15 protein-coding genes are annotated in these 16572 nt (G+C 57.4%); all 15 read right to left on the bottom strand.

Annotation, left to right across the window (positions count from 1 at the left end):
- Nucleotides 1-10 precede the first annotated feature (10 nt).
- The gene (locus IDH41_RS14020) at nt 11-1222 is read right to left on the bottom strand and encodes an acetate/propionate family kinase (protein WP_190862012.1); all 1212 of its coding nucleotides are present in this window, start codon (nt 1220-1222) and stop codon (nt 11-13) included.
- Nucleotides 1219-2139, bottom strand: coding sequence for a 3-hydroxyacyl-CoA dehydrogenase family protein (locus IDH41_RS14015; RefSeq protein WP_317890749.1), 921 nt, complete (start codon nt 2137-2139; stop codon nt 1219-1221). Before IDH41_RS14015 ends, IDH41_RS14020 begins: the two co-directional genes overlap by 4 nt.
- Before the next feature lie 106 nt (nt 2140-2245).
- Nucleotides 2246-3739, bottom strand: coding sequence for an AAA family ATPase (locus tag IDH41_RS14010; RefSeq protein WP_190862008.1), 1494 nt, complete (start codon nt 3737-3739; stop codon nt 2246-2248).
- Between the two features lies 1 nt (nt 3740).
- Nucleotides 3741-4271 (bottom strand): hypothetical protein, encoded by a 531-nt coding sequence (locus IDH41_RS14005; RefSeq protein ID WP_190862006.1) that lies wholly within the window; start codon nt 4269-4271, stop codon nt 3741-3743.
- Between the two features lie 117 nt (nt 4272-4388).
- Entirely contained in the window at nt 4389-4922 is a 534-nt protein-coding gene (locus IDH41_RS14000) for a cell wall elongation regulator TseB-like domain-containing protein (RefSeq protein WP_190862004.1), read from the bottom strand.
- Entirely contained in the window at nt 4923-6224 is a 1302-nt protein-coding gene (locus IDH41_RS13995) for an amidohydrolase (RefSeq protein WP_190862002.1), read from the bottom strand.
- A complete protein-coding gene (locus tag IDH41_RS13990) occupies nt 6205-6861 on the bottom strand; it encodes a redox-sensing transcriptional repressor Rex (RefSeq protein ID WP_190862000.1) in 657 nt (218 codons plus the stop codon). Before IDH41_RS13990 ends, IDH41_RS13995 begins: the two co-directional genes overlap by 20 nt.
- Complete coding sequence (gene dinG / locus IDH41_RS13985) at nt 6858-9764, bottom strand: ATP-dependent DNA helicase DinG (protein ID WP_190861998.1); 2907 nt, start codon at nt 9762-9764, stop codon at nt 6858-6860. The genes IDH41_RS13990 and dinG overlap by 4 nt, the downstream gene beginning before the upstream one ends.
- Before the next feature lie 16 nt (nt 9765-9780).
- A complete protein-coding gene (locus IDH41_RS13980) occupies nt 9781-10509 on the bottom strand; it encodes a tetratricopeptide repeat protein (protein WP_190861996.1) in 729 nt (242 codons plus the stop codon).
- Nucleotides 10510-10630: 121 nt separating this feature from the next.
- Nucleotides 10631-11014, bottom strand: a complete 384-nt coding sequence (gene panD, locus IDH41_RS13975) for an aspartate 1-decarboxylase (RefSeq protein WP_190861994.1) — start codon at nt 11012-11014, stop codon at nt 10631-10633.
- Nucleotides 10965-11891, bottom strand: a complete 927-nt coding sequence (gene panC / locus IDH41_RS13970) for a pantoate--beta-alanine ligase (protein ID WP_190861992.1) — start codon at nt 11889-11891, stop codon at nt 10965-10967. Before panC ends, panD begins: the two co-directional genes overlap by 50 nt.
- Complete coding sequence (panB, locus tag IDH41_RS13965; RefSeq protein ID WP_190861991.1) at nt 11888-12805, bottom strand: 3-methyl-2-oxobutanoate hydroxymethyltransferase; 918 nt, start codon at nt 12803-12805, stop codon at nt 11888-11890. Before panB ends, panC begins: the two co-directional genes overlap by 4 nt.
- Nucleotides 12806-13062: 257 nt before the next feature.
- Nucleotides 13063-14037: a biotin--[acetyl-CoA-carboxylase] ligase gene (locus IDH41_RS13960; protein ID WP_190861989.1), complete on the bottom strand. Its 975-nt coding sequence runs from the start codon at nt 14035-14037 to the stop codon at nt 13063-13065.
- A complete protein-coding gene (locus IDH41_RS13955) occupies nt 14027-15331 on the bottom strand; it encodes a CCA tRNA nucleotidyltransferase (protein ID WP_190861987.1) in 1305 nt (434 codons plus the stop codon). The genes IDH41_RS13960 and IDH41_RS13955 overlap by 11 nt, the downstream gene beginning before the upstream one ends.
- Nucleotides 15332-15379: 48 nt before the next feature.
- Nucleotides 15380-16543 (bottom strand): N-acetyl-alpha-D-glucosaminyl L-malate synthase BshA, encoded by a 1164-nt coding sequence (gene bshA / locus IDH41_RS13950; RefSeq protein WP_190861985.1) that lies wholly within the window; start codon nt 16541-16543, stop codon nt 15380-15382.
- Between the last annotated feature and the right edge of the window lie 29 nt (nt 16544-16572).

Raw genomic sequence — 16572 nt, 5'->3', positions numbered from 1 at the left:
TCGGCGGCTGCTATGAGGTTCTGGACTGCTTCACGAGTCGGAACGTATCCCTTGCGATAAGCAGCTCCTCGTTGGTCGGCACGACAAGCACCTTCACCTTGGAGCCCGCGACGGTAATTTCCCTCGTGTCCTTCCTCCGCTCGGCGTTGCGCTTGTCGTCAAGCTCGATGCCGAGGAACGTGATGCCCTCGCATACCGCTTTGCGTAGCGCAGCGGAATTCTCGCCGACCCCCGCCGTAAAGACGAGCACGTCCAAACCGTTCATTGCCGCCGCGTATGAGCCGATATATTTTTTCACCCGGTAGCAGTACATGTCGAATGCGAGCTTCGCGTTCTTGTCGCCTTCTTCCATCGCTTCCGTCACCTCGCGCATATCGCTGCTGATGCCGGATACGGCGAGCATGCCGCTATGTTTGTTAAGCATAGAATTAACTTCATTCAATGTCAATTCCTCTTTGTTCATGACGAACGGGACGATGGCCGGATCGAGATCGCCGCTTCTCGTTCCCATCATCAATCCTTCGAGGGGCGTCATGCCCATGCTCGTATCGTACGATTTGCCGTTCAAAATCGCCGTGCAGCTTGCGCCGTTGCCGATATGGCAGGTGATCATCTTAAGCGATTCGAGCGGCTTGCGCAAGTACGCGGCCGCCTGCGCGCTCACGTAAGAATGGGAAGTGCCGTGGAAGCCGTAGCGGCGAACTTGGTGACGTCGGTATAATACCGTCGGAATCGGATACAAATACGACGTGTTCGGCATCGTTTGGTGAAAGGCCGTATCGAAGACGACCGCCTGGGGAACGCCCGGCAAGTTCGCTTCGACCGCGGAAATCCCCATCATATGAGCCGGATTGTGCAGCGGCGCGAGATCGAACAGCTTCCGGATCTCGAGCTTCACCTCCAGCGTGACAAGGACCGAGCTGCTGAACGCCTCGCCGCCGTGCACGACCCGGTGGCCGACCGCATCGATTTCGCTCATATGGGCAATCGCCCCGAACTCCGGGTTCGTCAGCATTTCCATGACGCGCTTGACCGCCGTGACATGGTCCAATATTTCGCTGACTTGGCGCACCTCGGGCTTGCCGGCCGGCTCGTGCGTCACGATCGAGGAATCCATCCCGATCCGCTCCACCCGGCCGCTCGCCAGCACCGACTCGTCCGTCATGTCGTACAGCTGATATTTTAACGAGGAGCTTCCTGCGTTGATGACGAGTACTTTCATTCGATCCGATCCCCATCCTTGTCGTATTTGAAGAAGCCGACGCCCGATTTGACGCCCAAATGACCGGCGCGCACCATCTTCTTAAGGACGATGGACGGACGGTATTTCAGCTCGCCGTATTCGCGGAACATCCGCTCGAGCGCGGCGAGCACGGAATCGAGGCCGAAGCGGTCGCACATCTCGAACGGACCGTGCTGGAACGAATAGCCGACCCGCATCGCGTTATCGATGTCTTCCGCGGAAGCTACGCCTTCCTCCAGGACGTGCAGCGCCTCGTTGATCAGCAGGCAGATCAGCCGAGTCGTGACGAAACCGGGCGATTCGAACACCATGATCCCTTTTTTGTGAATGACCTCTTCGACGAAATGTTTCGTTCTCGCGAAGATTTCCTCCGATGTCTTCAAGCCGCGCACGATTTCGACGAGATCGATCTTCGATACCGGATAAATGAAATGCGTGCCGATGACGCGGTCGGGATGCTTCGTAACGCTCGCAAGCTCCGTCAAGCTGAGCGTGGACGTGTTGCTTGCCAGAATGACGCCGGAACCGCAAATCCGGTCGATCTGCTCGAATATCGTCTTTTTGGCTTCGAGATCCTCCGTAACCGTCTCGATCACGAGCTCGCATTCCCGAAGACGGTCATAGCCATGCGTCGGTTCGATCCGCGACATGATCAGCTTTTTCTCCGCCTGCGTGAGGGCCCACTTCTCGATTTGCTTATCCAAGTTGATCTCGATCATTTGCCTGCCGTATGTCAGCCGCTCCTCCGAGCGTTCAATAATAAGGACGTCCAAACCTTTGGAAGCCAGCATTTCCGCAATGCCCTGGCCCATCGTTCCGACGCCGATCACGCCGACCTTCTTTATGTTCAAATGCGACGACTCCTTTTTTCCGGTGAATAGGTTCTTATAACCAATTGTTCAAAATATGTCGTGAATTCGATTCAATCTCATTATAACGATTTTCATAAAAAAGAGAAGGCGGTAACGATACCCGCCTTCAAATTGTAATATTGTAACCGTTTTAAGCGGCAGAATTTTCGTCCAAAAGGTGTCGGAACTCGTCGCCGCTCAGCGTTTCCTCGCGCATCAGCGTCGCAAGCGAGCGGGTGAAGACGTCCCGTCTCTCCTCGAGCGCCTCCTTCGTCTTCTCCATCAGCTCGTCGAGGATCGAACGGTTGATGCTTGCCCAGGCGTCCTTCGTCATCATTGACGAATCGATGATGCCCATCTCCGTCAAGCCGGATTCCACGAGCGTCTTCACGATGCCCATCGATTGCTCGAAATCGCTGCGCGAGCCGGTGCTTCGCTCGCCGTAGAACATTTCCTCCGCAGCCGCGCCGCCGAGCGCGATCATGATCTGGCCGTTCAAAAATTGCTTCGTGTACAGGTATTGGTCCTGCTGCGGATTGTGCCTGACGTAACCAAGCGCTCCGCCGCGCGGAGACAAGGCGACCTGCGAGACGCTGCCCGGGCGTACGATCTCCGCCATGATGGCATGTCCGAGCTCGTGGAGCGCCACCCGCTCCCTCTCTTCCCGGGTCGATTCGCGGTCCGTCTTCTCGCCCATCATAACCTTGTCGATCGCCATCGACAGATGCGACTCCGCGATCCGCTCCTCATTCTCGCGCAGGGCGTAAATCGCCGCCTCATTCATGACGCTCTCGAGCTGCGCGCCCGAGAAGCCGAACGATTCCGACGCGATTTTCTCCAATTCCACGTTATCCGCGATCGGTTTATTGTTTGCATGGATGTTCAAAATATGCAGTCTGCCTTTCTTGTCGGGCAGGTCGACGCCGATGTGCCGGTCGAACCGGCCCGGCCGAAGCAGCGCGCTGTCGAGCATCTCCTTCCGGTTCGTCGCCGCAATCAGCAATATGCGCGGCGCTTCGTTCGCGTGGATGCCGTCCATTTCCGTCAGCAGCTGGTTCAACGTCTGATCGTATTCGCGCTGCTGTCCGCCGTCCCGCTTGCCGCCGATGACCTCGATCTCGTCGATGAAGATAACGGCGCTGTTTTTGCCTGCTTTGGCCGCTTTCGTACGCGCCTCCTTGAACAGGTCGCGGATTCTTCCCGCGCCGACGCCGACGTACATCTCGACGAATTCGCTGCCGGATGCGGCCAAGTAGGTCGAATCCGTATAATGCGCGGCCGCCTTCGCCAGCAGCGTCTTGCCCGTTCCCGGAGGACCCGACAGCAATATCCCTTTGAGCGGGCGGATGCCGAGCTTCGCGATCTGTTCCTGCTTCACGAGAAAATCGAGCGCCTCGATAAGCTCCTGCTTGGCCCGCTCCTGCCCGCCGATTTGCTCGAACGAGAACGATTCGGCTTTCGCGCTCGGACGCCGCTGCTGACCGGGCAAAGCCGTCAGCTTGCCTCTGCCGCGCGATGCGTAGACGACGCCGAAGCCGATCGCCGCAAGCATGAGCATAGGCACCACGTTCTGCCCGATGAAGATAAAGAAGGCAATAACGACGGGGATGGCTCCGATCAGTATTTCAGGCCAATATTTGCGCATATTACCACACCTCCAGCTGGGCTGGCGTGCGCGGAAGGACAATGTATTTCGCCGTATCCGCTTTTTTGAGCGTGACATACACGTTCGTTTCGTCCATCTCCGTCGATACGGTAACGCCGTCGTAACCTTTGGCCGCTTCCTTCAAGGCAGCCGGAATGTTGGAATACGCTTTCGTCTCCATCGCTTCGGCAACGACGAACAGGGACGACGACCAAAGCTCGTCCAGCTCTTTGCTTGATTCCGATTTCACGTTCAGGTTCAGCTTGCGGCCGCCGAACAGCTCCTTGCCGTTCGCCGCAATGCGCTCGTAGACGTCGCGAATGTTCGCGTCCGGCTCGAGCACGACGTCGATCGTCACCTGCTTGTCGTCCATGACCGGCTTGGCCGAAGACGCGACGCCCTCCGCTTCCTTCGCCACTTTCTCGAGCGGCGCGGCCACCGCTACCTGATTATAAACGGCCCATCCGCCGAACAGTAAAGATGCCGCTACGGCGGCCGTTATGAGAACGGGAATTACGCGCGGTTTCCTCATATCCATATCCCTCCCGTTGTTTATATCGTTATATGCTTTTCGTATATCAACTCCGCTATACGAAAGTATATCATAATTAACGGCGGGATTGGCCGTGTAAAAATAGGAAACGGAGCCTTACGGCTCCGTCTCTGCGGGCAATTTGTATTCGTCGATAAACGTGCCGTCGTCGAACCGGTAGAAGTCGTAATAGTAGCGGTCCGGGCTTCCGGCGATGCGGTAAAATATTTCCCACACCGGCGTATCGTTCAGCAGCCCCGGCTGCATTCGTTTAATGTCGGCCTGGGGCTTGCCGAGCGCGAATGCGGACCTCAGCTCGCTTGCGGAAATGCCTTCGGACGCCTTCAGCGTCATCGGCTCGTTCTCCTCGGCGAGCCATACGAACACTTCATCGCTATTCGCGTCTACCCCCTTCACGACCCAGCTTTCCTTGTTCCAAATATGATGATAGACTTGCTCGACCTCGGCCAAATCCGCCGCTTCGACCGCTCTTGCCTCGGCATCGCGCTCGGCGCTCCACCTTGGCATCTGAATGTCGCGGAAATAGATGCCGATCGCCGTGCCGAGCAGCAGCAAGCTCGCCACGATAACGAACACCCAGCGCTGCGCCGTCATGAACGGCGGACGCTTCTTCGTAACGGAGCGCAGCATTTAACCGTTCAGCAGGCGCTCGAAGCTCGCCTGCGCCTCGTAACGGATTTTCTCCTCGTCCAGAAGCGTGCATTCCCCTGCGTGCACGACCTGGCGTCCGTCGACCCATACATGCCGAACGTCCCGGCCCGAACCGGAGTAGACGAGATGCGAGACGATATCGGTTTTCGGGTAGAAATGCGGCTGTTCCAAGTCGATTGCGATGAAATCCGCTTTCATGCCTTCGCGCAGCATGCCGATCCGATCCTGCTGCCAAATCGCCTTCGCTCCGTATACGGTTGCCAGCTTCAGCGCTTCCATCGCGGGAATGGCGGTAGGATCGCCGGATACTCCTTTATGAAGCAAAGCGGCGAGTCGGATTTCTTCGAACAGGTCCAAATTGTTGTTGCTCGCCACGCTGTCCGTACCGAGCGATACCGTAATGCCCGCCCGCATCATCTCCGGTACGCGTGCGATGCCGCTCGCCAGCTTCAAGTTGCTGACGGGATTATGCGAGACCGACACGCCCTTCTCCGCAAGCAGCTCGATTTCCGCATCGTTAAGATGTACGGCATGCGCGACGAGCGCGGGGCGCGAGAAGAACCCAAGCCGATCGAGATGCAGCACAGGTCGCAGGCCATAGTCGCGCTCGTTCTGCTCCACTTCGGCGAGCGTCTCCGACATATGTGTATGAAGCGGCAGATCGTAGTCATGCGCGGCCTGCACGAACCGTTCAATATAAGCCGGCGGGCAAGTGTACGGCGCATGCGGGGAAATCATCGTCGAAATGCGGCCGTCCGCCTTGCCGTTCCATTCGCGCGCGAATGCGATCGCTTCGGCAAGCTTTGCTTCCTGCACGTCTTCCGGGCACAGTCCGATGACTCCGCGGGTCAGTATGCCCCGAATGCCTCCCTGCTCCACCATCTCCGCGACTTGATCCATCCGGTCGTACATGTCTACGAATGCGGTCGTGCCCGTGCGAAGCATCTCGACGATCGCGAGCGCGCTGCCCGCGCACGTGTCCCGGTCGACGTACTTCCCTTCCATCGGCCACATTTTTTGCTCGAGCCATACTTGCAAATTTTGATCGTCGGAATAGCCGCGCAGCAAGCTCATCGCCGCATGGCCGTGCGTATTGATAAGGCCGGGCAGGAATGCCAGCCTGCTGCCGTCCACCTTCTGCACGCCTTCCGCTTGCATGGCCGGAGGCTCCTCGCCCAAATACGTAATCCGGTCGTCCGTCACGACCATATGGCCGCGCAGGGTCGGCCGCGTCTCGTCCATCGTAATAAACAACCCGTTCTCAATCCAAATCTGACTCATATTGCGCGTCTCCTTCTCGATTTAAATAATACGCAAGGCTAAGCAATTCCTTCGTGAAATCGGCATTATGTATGCGGATAGCGTCCGGTACGCGCAGAATGGCGGGAGCGAAATTCAATATGCCTTCGATGCCCGCTTCGACGAACTGGTTCGCGACGTTTTGCGCTTCGAACGCGGGCACCGTAATGATGCCGATACGAATCTTTTGCTCGGCGACGGTCGCGGCAAGCTCGGTCATCGGGAGCACCTTCAAATTGTTGATGCTCGTTCCGATTTTGCTCGGATGAACGTCGAATACCGCCGTAATTTTCATGTTGTCCTTCGAATACTTGTTGTAGTTGCATAGGGCGTGTCCAAGGTTTCCCGCTCCGACGAGCGCAACTTTGATGGTCTGGTCGACCTTGAGGATTTGCCGGATCTTCTCGATCAAATAGACGACGTCGTAGCCGACGCCTTTGCGCCCGAACTCGCCGAAATATGCCAAATCCTTGCGGATTTGCGCGGGATTCAGATCGAGCTTCACGCCCAGCTCCTGAGAGGATACCGTCTGGATTTCGCGAAGCAGCATTTCGTTCAATACTTGAAGGTAAATGGGAAGCCGCCGGACGACGGCTTCCGAAATTTTCGCTTGTTTCAACCCTTCTCCTCCTCATCTCCCGCGTTCGAGGCCGGAACCGCGAGCGGCTCCGGCGGATGATCGGGAGCAAGCCATTCCCGCATCCGGCCAACCATCTGCTCGACATGCATCGTCTCGATCTTCGGACCCGGCAGCGAATACAAAAAATGTTTGCCGTAATACGTATCGATAACCCTCGTATCATAAATAATAACGATTCCTTTGTCCGACGACGTGCGCACGAGACGGCCGAATCCCTGCTTGAAACGAATGACCGCCTGCGGGATCGAAAGCTTCATGAACGGATTTTGCTTCTGCCGTTGAAGCATCTCGGCCTTCGCCTCCGCGAGCGGATGATTGGGCGGCTGAAAGGGCAGCCGGACGATCGCCAGGCATACGAGCGCCTCGCCGGGGATGTCGACCCCTTCCCAGAAGCTGCTCGTGCCGAGCAGCACCGATTCCGGCGTCTGGCGAAACCGTCTCGTCAGCTTCGAGCGGTTGCCGCTGTCGATCCCTTGGCCAAGCACCTGAATGCCCGATTCCGTCAGCAGCTCCTTCAGAGGCTCGTAGACCTGCTTCAGCATCCGGTACGAGGTGAACAGAACGAGCATACGTCCATTCGTCTCGCGCGCGGCGTCGGCGAGCGATCGCGTCAGCATATCCAAATACGAATCGTCGACGTTCGACCCTTTCAGCACCGGAAAATTGCGCGGGATGACGACGAGAGCCTGCTCGCGGTAATTAAAAGGCGACGGAAGCTGCACCGTCTTCAGCCGGCCTTGTTCCTCGTATCCCGAAAGACCAAGCTGTTCCGCCGCGTACTGAAACGATTTCTGAACGGAAAGGGTTGCGGAGGTAAGCACGATGCTTTCTTTCACATCGAAAAAATATTTCTGCAGCTGGGCGCTCACGTCGACGGGGACGCCGTAAAGCTGGACGGAACGGAAACGGTACAAGGTGCTTGCCTCGATCCAGAACACGGAATCGGCAAGCTCCAGCTTGATAAACGTCCGCAGCTCGTCCTTCACCCGCGTCAAGTCGCGCACTGCGCCGTTCAAATCGGTAAGCAGCGCCTGGATCGCCGAATCGTCGACCCTTTCTTTAACGTCGTTCATCATTTTCTCGACCGTGCGTATGACCCGGTTCAACTCGGTGTGGATGTTCGCTTCCGCGGCAACCGCGTCTTCCCAGCCCTTAGGCAGCTGATCCTTCTTCAACCGGCATACCGATTGCCCGTTATCGCTCGAGCTGTCGCCCGAAACGGAGGTGAAGCCGTAGAACAGCTCGAACAGCTTATCCCAATGCTCCTTCACTTCCTGGAAGACGGGAATGACGGTATCGATCGTCTCGATCCAGGCCGTTTGATGGGCGTCGTCCTCCGAAAGAAGCTTCTGCCGAAGCGCGGGGAGCAGTCCCGAACGGGAATCTTTATACAAGCGGACGATGGCCTGCGCGAGCGAGAAATAATTGTTCTGCATGCCGAGATGCTTGCCGGCCACTTCCTCGACATGATGGGCCTCGTCGATGATCAAGTGCGAGTACGTCGGCAGCAGGCGATGGTCGGCTTGAATGTCCGTGAACAGCATCGAATGATTCGTAATGCAGACATCCGCGATATTCGCTTCGTGCTTCGCCCGATGATAGAAGCATCTTCTGAACCAAGGGCATGCGCGGTTCAAGCAGGAATCCGTATCGCTGGCGACCGTCGACCAGAATTCGGCGCCTTTGTTCCCGAAATTCAGCTCCTCCTGATCGCCGGTTTCCGTTTCGCCCAGCCATACGACCATCTGTGCGGCCGTAACCCCATCCTCGATCGGAGAGACGAGATCCTTTGTGTTCACTTTCCCTTCGAATTTGCGCAAGCATAAATAATTGCCGCGGCCCTTGAAGACGGACGCCTTGAATTCGAAGGGCAGGACATCGTTCAGCAGCGGCAAATCGCGCTGCCGGAGCTGCTCCTGCAAATTGATGGTATGCGTGCTGACGACGACTTTCTTGCCGTTCTGAACGCCGTAATACAAAGCCGGTATCAAATACCCGAGCGATTTGCCGGTTCCCGTCCCGGCTTCGATCAGAAGATGCCGGTTCCCGCTCAGCGCCCCGTACACTTCCCGGAACATCGCCGCCTGTGCCTCGCGCTCCTCGTAATTCGGGTATTTCTCCTCGAACCTTTGCTTGACGTCGGCCAAATATTGCTCGAACGCGACGCCCTGCAGCGGTTCTTCTCCTTCGTCCGCGCGCGGCGGCTCTTCGTCGGACCATTCCTTCACCTTCAAGGCGAACTGGTTAAAATAATCGTACTCGTTCGACTCGAACACGACGCGGAATTCCATTCGCTGAAGCGTTTCTTTAATAAACCAGCTTAAATCGCTTCCATCGTCGATAAGCGCGGACAGCCGCTGCAAAGTGAGCAGCGGCATGTTCCGAAGCTTGTTGACGGATTCGATAAGCAGGTGCGCGGTCGCCATCGCATCGCTGTCTGCGCGGTGATGCTGATCGTGCTCGATGCCGAACAGCTCCGTCACGGCCCCCAGCTGATACGTATTGATGGTCGGATACAAAATGCGCAGCAGTTCGATCGTATCGAGCCTGCGGCCGGCAAACGGGTAATACCCGCAGCGATCGAGCGCCTGATTCAAGAAGCCGGCGTCGAACCCGACGTTATGGGCGACGAGCACGGCGTCGTCGAGCAGCGGAATCAGCCGGACCAGCACCTCGTGGAGCTCCGGCGCATCGGCGACGTCCGATTCCTCGATGCCCGTCAATTGGGTGATGAAAGCCGGTATTGGGATATTAGGCCGAACGTAAGAGCTGAACGTATCGATAACGTCCAGCTCTTCCGAGACGATGACCAGCCCGACCTGCAATATATCGTCGCTACGGCCGTGTCCCGTCGTTTCCAAGTCTAATACAGCAAATTTCATTCATTCCCCGATCCTCTCACAAACAGCACAGCTCCGTGCTACCAAAATATAACGATAATTGCTGGGGTGTTTCCTGGCACGACCTTAAATTGCTCAGCGCCTCCGTGAAGCTTGGACAAACGTCGTGCGCTTTCTTGAACAGCAGCTCGGCCTGCGCCAAATTCAGGTGAATCGCTTGAATGCATCCAAGCGCATTATAGCCCATCGCAAGCCATTTCGGGAAGTCCGTCAAAGCGATAAGCAATTGAAAATGCCTCTGCGCTTCGTTCCAATTCTGAAGATGCATGTGCGTCATGCCCAAAAAAAGTCTCGCGAGGTTGCATTCCGGCGATAGGACGATAGCCGACTGAAATTGCGTTGCCGCTTGAGGAAACATAAATAACTTATAATAGCCCTGTCCCTTGGAAATAATCGAAGCGGCTTCGTCCGAAATCATAAGATCCGCTGCATTGCAGGACGCCGTTCCGCTAACCGGCAGCTCATGCTCCGCATTCATGTAACCCGAGTACGCCGGTGCCGGGGCGGTGGATGCCGATTGAGCTGAGGACGGCTCCGAACGCCGTTCCTTGAATTCGGCGAACTTCTCCTCGAATTCAAGCCATTGCTCAACGAAATGGTCGCTAACGTTCTTCAATTCGGTTAACTGCTCCTCGTACTGCTTCTTTTCCTGCGCGCCTGCGTCATCATACCGATCCATGATTCGATCGAGCATTTCGTTCATTGATGCAAACATATGCTGGAACATACCGCATCCCGCCTTCGCTTAAGGATTAAGGAGTGTATGTTCATTTTTTGTCGCAACGCGGTATTTCATACGGTATGCCAGCCGTTACATAACGCAGGGCCGGCCGTTCTATTCCATGCAGTTACAGGATGGCGCCGTGCATCTCCGCGTTCAGCAGCTGAAGCGGTCGGTTGCTTTCGTCGAGAATCGTGACGATCGGCTTGTGCGCCTTCGCTTCCTCGTCGGTCATCATCGCGTAAGAAATAATAATGACCTGATCGCCCGGCTGCACCTGCCTTGCCGCCGCCCCGTTCAAGCAAATGACGCCAGAGCCGCGTTCCCCGGTAATGACATACGTCTCGAAACGCGCGCCGTTATTGTTATTTACGATCTGCACCTTCTCATTTTCCCATAAATCCGCCGCATCCATCAAATCCTCGTCAATGGTTATGCTCCCGACGTAATTCAGGTTCGCCTCAGTAACGGTTGCCCGGTGCAGCTTCGACTTCATCATCGTTCTGAACATGTCCATTCACCTCGCTTGCTTCAAATATCCGATTATCGATTAATCGCGTACCGCCGAACTTCACGGCCAGCGCAACAATGATAGACTGTCCGATCGACCGGATCGGCGCATTCGCGGCCGGCGGCTGCAGGCTTGGGTAATAAAGCAGCTCCGCGTAATCGATCGCCGATTCGCTTGCTTTGGCGATTTGCACTTTAACCCGGGCGATAAGCCGCTCGACCGTCATTCCGTCTTCACTCAGCCATTCGGCTGCATCGCTTAGCGTTTGCGATAGCACGACCGCCTGACGCCGCTGCTCGGCGTTCAAATAAACGTTGCGCGAGCTCAGGGCAAGCCCATCGGGCTCGCGTACAATAGAGCAAGGCACGATCTCGACCGGGAAATTCAAGTCGTCGACCATTTGCGAGATGACCGCGACTTGCTGCGCATCCTTGAGGCCGAAATAGGCGCGATCCGGCTGCACGAGATGGAACAGCTTGCTGACGACCGTGCCCACCCCGTCGAAATGCCCGGGCCTGGAAGCGCCGCACAGCCGGTCGGTCACTTGATTGACGATGACGCTCGTCAGCGGCTTCGACGGATACATCTCCTCCACCGACGGCAAAAACACGATGTCCGCGCCGCATTCTTCCGCAAGCGCGAGGTCGCGCTCCTCGTCGCGCGGATAACGGTCGAGATCCTCATTCGGGCCGAATTGGAGCGGGTTCACGAATATGCTGAGTACGGTCGCCTCGTTCTCGGCCGCGGACTGCCGCATCAGGCTCGCGTGGCCTTCATGCAAATAGCCCATCGTCGGAACGAAGCCGACGCTTCTGTCCTGCTTGCGCAGCTGCGCAAGCCTCTCCTTTAATTCCGCTTTCGTCCGGCAGACGATCATGATAAGCCGACCCCCTCTTTCGACGCGCCGCTGCCCGGCTTGCTCTTTCCTTCGCCTGCCTGCGCCCCGCCGCCATAGAGGCTGTCGACCGCGGCCGGCTTCGCTTGCGCCTGGAACGAGTGCTCCTCGCCGGGGAACGCGCCCGTCTTCACGTCGGCGACGTAAGATTCGATCGCATGGCGTATAGTAGAGCCGATATCGGCATAAGTTTTTACGAATTTTTTCTCGAAATACGGCGAAGCGTACTGCAGGATGTCGTGGTAGACCAGCACTTGCCCGTCGCATCCGCGTCCGGCTCCGATGCCGATGACCGGAATGGACAGCGATTCGCTGATCAGCGTCGCCAGCGGCTCCGTAACGAGCTCCAGCACGATGCTGAACGCCCCCGCTTCCTCGAGCGCCTTCGCGTCCTGAAGCAGCCGTTCCGCCTCTTGATCGAGCTTCCCTTGTACCTTGTAGCCGCCGAGCTGGTGCACGGACTGCGGCGTGAGCCCGATGTGGCCCATGACCGGGATGCCCGCTTTCACTAGTGCCGCGACATCCTCGGCGATGTCGGCGCCGCCTTCCAGCTTAACGGCTTGGGCCCCGCCTTCCTGCATGATTTTCGCCGCGTTGCGAAGCGTCGATTCGCGTCCGATTCCGTAGGTCATAAACGGCATGTCGGCGACGATGAACGTATGCTGGGCTCCCCTTGCGACCGCCCGCGTATGATAGACGATGTCGTCAATTGTTACCGGAATGGTCGTGTCGTAGCCGAGCACGACGTTTCCGAGCGAGTCCCCGACCAGAATGACGTCGATCCCCGCTTCCTCGGCCAGCTTCGCCGAAGGATAATCGTAAGCCGTCACTACGGAAATCGCATTGCGTTCCTGCTTCATTTTCTTCATGGCTGTAATCGTCAGTCGTTTCCTCATCAGCTTCATCCTCCGTTCAAATGATAGGATAAACACAAAAAAACCTTTTAGCCGCTGCTAAAAAGGTCCCCAAACGGAAAAGGAAACGATTGCTTGTCGTGCTTCCTTCTGTCTCGGTCCCTACGGCTCAGAGCAGAATGTGCATTGCCAACCATTTGCATCATTGTGTTCCTCATCAGTGCAGCTTCAGCAGCGAATACCGCCTGATACTCGTAGTGTAACAAATTTTTCTCCGTCCGTAAACGTGTATCGCATCCTTATAGCGGTTCGCCCATTTCGGCGGAAAAAACGGATTTGTGGCTGCCGTCATCCAGCCTGACCCGGATCGCGCCGCTTTCCTCCAGCGCCACCGGCGTGCCGGCAACGTCGCCCTGAGGCGTAATGAGACGCACTTTCTTGCCGAGCGAAACGGACAGCGCTTCCCACAGCGTCACGATCGGCCCGAAGCCTTGCTCCCGATACAGCTCGTACAGCTGCTCCCATTCCTTCAGGAAGCCGGCGATAACCTCGGTCCGGTCCAGCTTACGGCCGCCCGCGATTCGCAGTGACGTCGCTTTGTCCTTCAGCTCGTCCGGATAATCGTTTTCCTCCAAGTTGACGCTGATGCCGATGCCGGCGATTATATATTTCAACCGTTCGTCCTCCGCGGCCGATTCCAACAGGATGCCGCTAATTTTTTTGCCTTCGATCAACAGGTCGTTCGGCCATTTGATGCCGATCGACAGCCCCGTAATCCGCCTTAAGCTTCTGCAGAGCGCGACAGCCGTGAGCAGCGTAAGCTGAGGGGCAAAATGAATAGGAACGGATGGCCGAAGCACCATGCTCATCCAAATTCCTTTGCCGCGCGGGGAAATCCAGCCCCTGCCCATCCGGCCGCGTCCGCTGCTCTGCTGCTCCGCAATGACGAGCGTACCTTCAGCCGCACCGTCCTCTGCCGCGGCACGGGCGGTATTTTGGGTGGAATCGACCGTATCGAACAACTGGAAGGGCCGGCCGAATCGTTCGGTTTGCATTCGGGCGCAAAGCTCTTCTGCCGAAAGGAAGTCCGGGGCGCTGAGCAAGCGGTAACCCAGCCTTCTGGAAGCTTCGAACCGGTAGCCGGCCGCTTCCAGCTTGCGAATTTGCTTCCAGATCGCCGTTCGGCTTACGCCCAGCTCGTGGCTGATCCGTTCGCCGGATACGTATTCGCCCGGACTCGCAGTAAACAATTGCAGCAATGCGTCATGATTCATCGTTCGATTCCTCTTTTTTGTCCCAAAGTTCAGCCTGCCGTAGAAGCGGCTGTTTGTCGTTCGGCACGCGGCCGAGAGCCGCCTCGAGCAGCAGCCGGCTCAGCCAGTCGGAAATCCATGGGCCAGTCGGCTTGCGGAGATGCTCCGCCAGCTCTTTGCCGCTTACTTTAAGCTGCTTAAGCGTTGCGACGGGCATTTCGTTCATCCATGCTTCGAGCTGCGCTGCGGGCACGATGCACCGGGCCGGCGTCGTCCGCTGCAGAAGCTCGGCGATCTCCAGCCATTGCCCGGCCATCCGGACGCCATAGCGCAGCACGATGCCGAGCCATGCAGGACGAAGCGAATGCTCCTCCGGGTCCGGTTCGGCCTCTTGCAAATCCAGATGGATGCCTAATAGGCCCATGATCGATTTGGTCCGTTGGTTGGACAAGCGGAGCGCCTGCATCGACCGCAACGCGGCATCGGACGTCAAGGATAAGCCGATCGCCACGGAAGCGAGCCGCAAATCGGCTTCCTTGAGCTTGCCGAGCCCGGCGAATAGAGCTGCGGTGCTTCTCGTCCGGCAAGCTTCGGCGGCCGCTAGCGTCACTTCGGCGGGCAGCGGCTCCTTCAGATGCTCCAGCAAGCGGCTTGCCGCGGCGTAATGAAGCCCTCGCGCGGGCGACGCGCCCGCGATAAGCTTGTCCAGCTCCGAGGCGACCCGCTCCATGGCGATGAACTTCATCAAATGGCCGTGACGAAGAAGCGCCCGCCATGTCCGGTAAGCGGGCTTAAGACCGTACGCGCCGATAAACCGGACCGCGCGTAGCATGCGCAGCGCATCCTCCGCGAATCTGGCGTTTGGATCGCCGACGCAGCGGAGAAGACCGAGGCGCAGATCGTGCAAGCCGCCGTAAGGGTCGATCAATTCTCCGTCCGCCGACAAAGCCATCGCGTTCATCGTAAAGTCTCTGCGCAGCAGGTCTCCTTCAAGCGAAGCGATATAACGAACGCTCTCCGGCTTCCGGTGCGCCTCGTACCGCGCTTCCTCCCTGTACGTCGTTACCTCGTACGCAATCTTGTTATGAACGACGGTAACGGTCCCGTGCTGCAGTCCCGTCGGTATGCATCGTTCGAACAGCGCAAGCACCTGCTCCGGAAGCGCGGAGGTGGCGATGTCGACGTCCTTGACCGGCAAGCCGAGCACCGTATCCCGAACCGCGCCGCCAACAAAGACGGCTTCGAAGCGATGCTCCCGAAGCCGCGTAACGATTGGCAATGCCGCTGCGATCACTTCCGGCGGCGATAGTTTCAAATGCGATGCACCGTCCTTTACGCGGTAGCCGCCGCAGTAGGCGAATCGTTAATCGCCGCACACCGCCACGGGCAAATCCGCTTCTATGCCGAGCACGCGGTAATAAATATGCTCGTACTGCGTCGTAATGACGTCGTTGCAAAATTCGTTCCTCGCCCTGAACAAGCACGCCTGCCTGAATTGTTCGTGCAGCTTCTTGTCCGTCAGCAGCCGCTCGACGTTGGCCGCCATATCCTCGACATCGCCGATCGGCGACAGGAAGCCCGTCTCGCCGTGCGTAATCAGCTCCGGGATGCCTCCCGCGTTCGAACCGATCGTCGGAACGCCGCAAGCCATCGCCTCGAGCGCGACCAGTCCGAAGCTTTCCTTCTCCGAAGGGAGCAAGAGGACGTCCGCCATAGAGATGACCTGCGCTACGTCCTCCTGCTTGCCCAGGAAGTGGACGCGGTCCTCGAGACCGAGCTGGCGGATTTTGCATTGGATCTTCGACAGCTCCGGTCCTTCGCCGACGAGCAGCAGCTTCGAAGGCAGCTTCCGCGACACGCGCTCGAAGATATCCACGACGTCGCCTACGCGTTTGACGGGCCGGAAATTCGAAATATGCATTAATATTTTTTCATCCTCCGCCGCGAAATCCGCTCGCAGAGCGGCGGCTTCCCGCGGGTAATAGACGCGTTTGTCCACGAAATTGTAAGTCAAATCGATCGGCGTCGTAATATCGAGCAGCTGACGGGTTTCCTGGATCAGGTCATTCGATACGGCCGTAACGGCGTCGCTTTGATGGATCGCCAGCCGGATCAAGTCCTTCAGCGATTCATCCTGCGCCAGAACCGTAATGTCGGTGCCGTGCAGCGTCGTGACCGTCCTTAGGCCGTCGCCGTTCATCTGTTTCGCCAGATAGGCGCATACGGCATGCGGCACGGCATAGTGAACGTGAAGCAAATCCAGCTGCTGCATTTTCGCGACCTGGGCCATCTTGCTGGCCAGCGCCAAGTCGTAAGGAGGATAGCGGAATACGTAATAATCGTTGACTTCGACTTCGTGATAAAATATGTTTTTGTTGAATTTGCCCAGCCGGAACGGAATGCTGTGCGTGATGAAATGAATTTCGTGCCCCCGTTCCGCAAGCAGCTTGCCGAGCTCCGTCGCAACGACTCCGGATCCTCCCAGAGTCGGGTAGCAGGTTATCCCGATTTTTAACTTTCTCGCCACCTTGCCGCACCTCCTGTGTTTGTCACGTC

This window comes from Paenibacillus arenilitoris (genome assembly GCF_014705655.1).
Taxonomy (GTDB): Bacteria; Bacillota; Bacilli; order Paenibacillales; family Paenibacillaceae; genus Pristimantibacillus; species Pristimantibacillus arenilitoris.
The sequence above is the reverse complement of the archived record's forward strand: the minus strand, read 5'-3'. Positions and strand labels throughout refer to the sequence as shown.

What these genes read in the sequence shown, in the direction of transcription:
- IDH41_RS14020 (WP_190862012.1), bottom strand. Translation starts at nt 1,222, where the DNA reads ATGAAAGTACTCGTCATCAACGCAGGAAGCTCCTCGTTAAAATATCAG.
- IDH41_RS14010 (WP_190862008.1), bottom strand. Translation starts at nt 3,739, where the DNA reads ATGCGCAAATATTGGCCTGAAATACTGATCGGAGCCATCCCCGTCGTT.
- IDH41_RS14005 (WP_190862006.1), bottom strand. Translation starts at nt 4,271, where the DNA reads ATGAGGAAACCGCGCGTAATTCCCGTTCTCATAACGGCCGCCGTAGCG.
- IDH41_RS14000 (WP_190862004.1), bottom strand. Translation starts at nt 4,922, where the DNA reads ATGCTGCGCTCCGTTACGAAGAAGCGTCCGCCGTTCATGACGGCGCAG.
- IDH41_RS13995 (WP_190862002.1), bottom strand. Translation starts at nt 6,224, where the DNA reads ATGAGTCAGATTTGGATTGAGAACGGGTTGTTTATTACGATGGACGAG.
- dinG (WP_190861998.1), bottom strand. Translation starts at nt 9,764, where the DNA reads ATGAAATTTGCTGTATTAGACTTGGAAACGACGGGACACGGCCGTAGC.
- IDH41_RS13980 (WP_190861996.1), bottom strand. Translation starts at nt 10,509, where the DNA reads ATGTTCCAGCATATGTTTGCATCAATGAACGAAATGCTCGATCGAATC.
- panD (WP_190861994.1), bottom strand. Translation starts at nt 11,014, where the DNA reads ATGTTCAGAACGATGATGAAGTCGAAGCTGCACCGGGCAACCGTTACT.
- panC (WP_190861992.1), bottom strand. Translation starts at nt 11,891, where the DNA reads ATGATCGTCTGCCGGACGAAAGCGGAATTAAAGGAGAGGCTTGCGCAG.
- panB (WP_190861991.1), bottom strand. Translation starts at nt 12,805, where the DNA reads ATGAGGAAACGACTGACGATTACAGCCATGAAGAAAATGAAGCAGGAA.
- IDH41_RS13960 (WP_190861989.1), bottom strand. Translation starts at nt 14,037, where the DNA reads ATGAATCATGACGCATTGCTGCAATTGTTTACTGCGAGTCCGGGCGAA.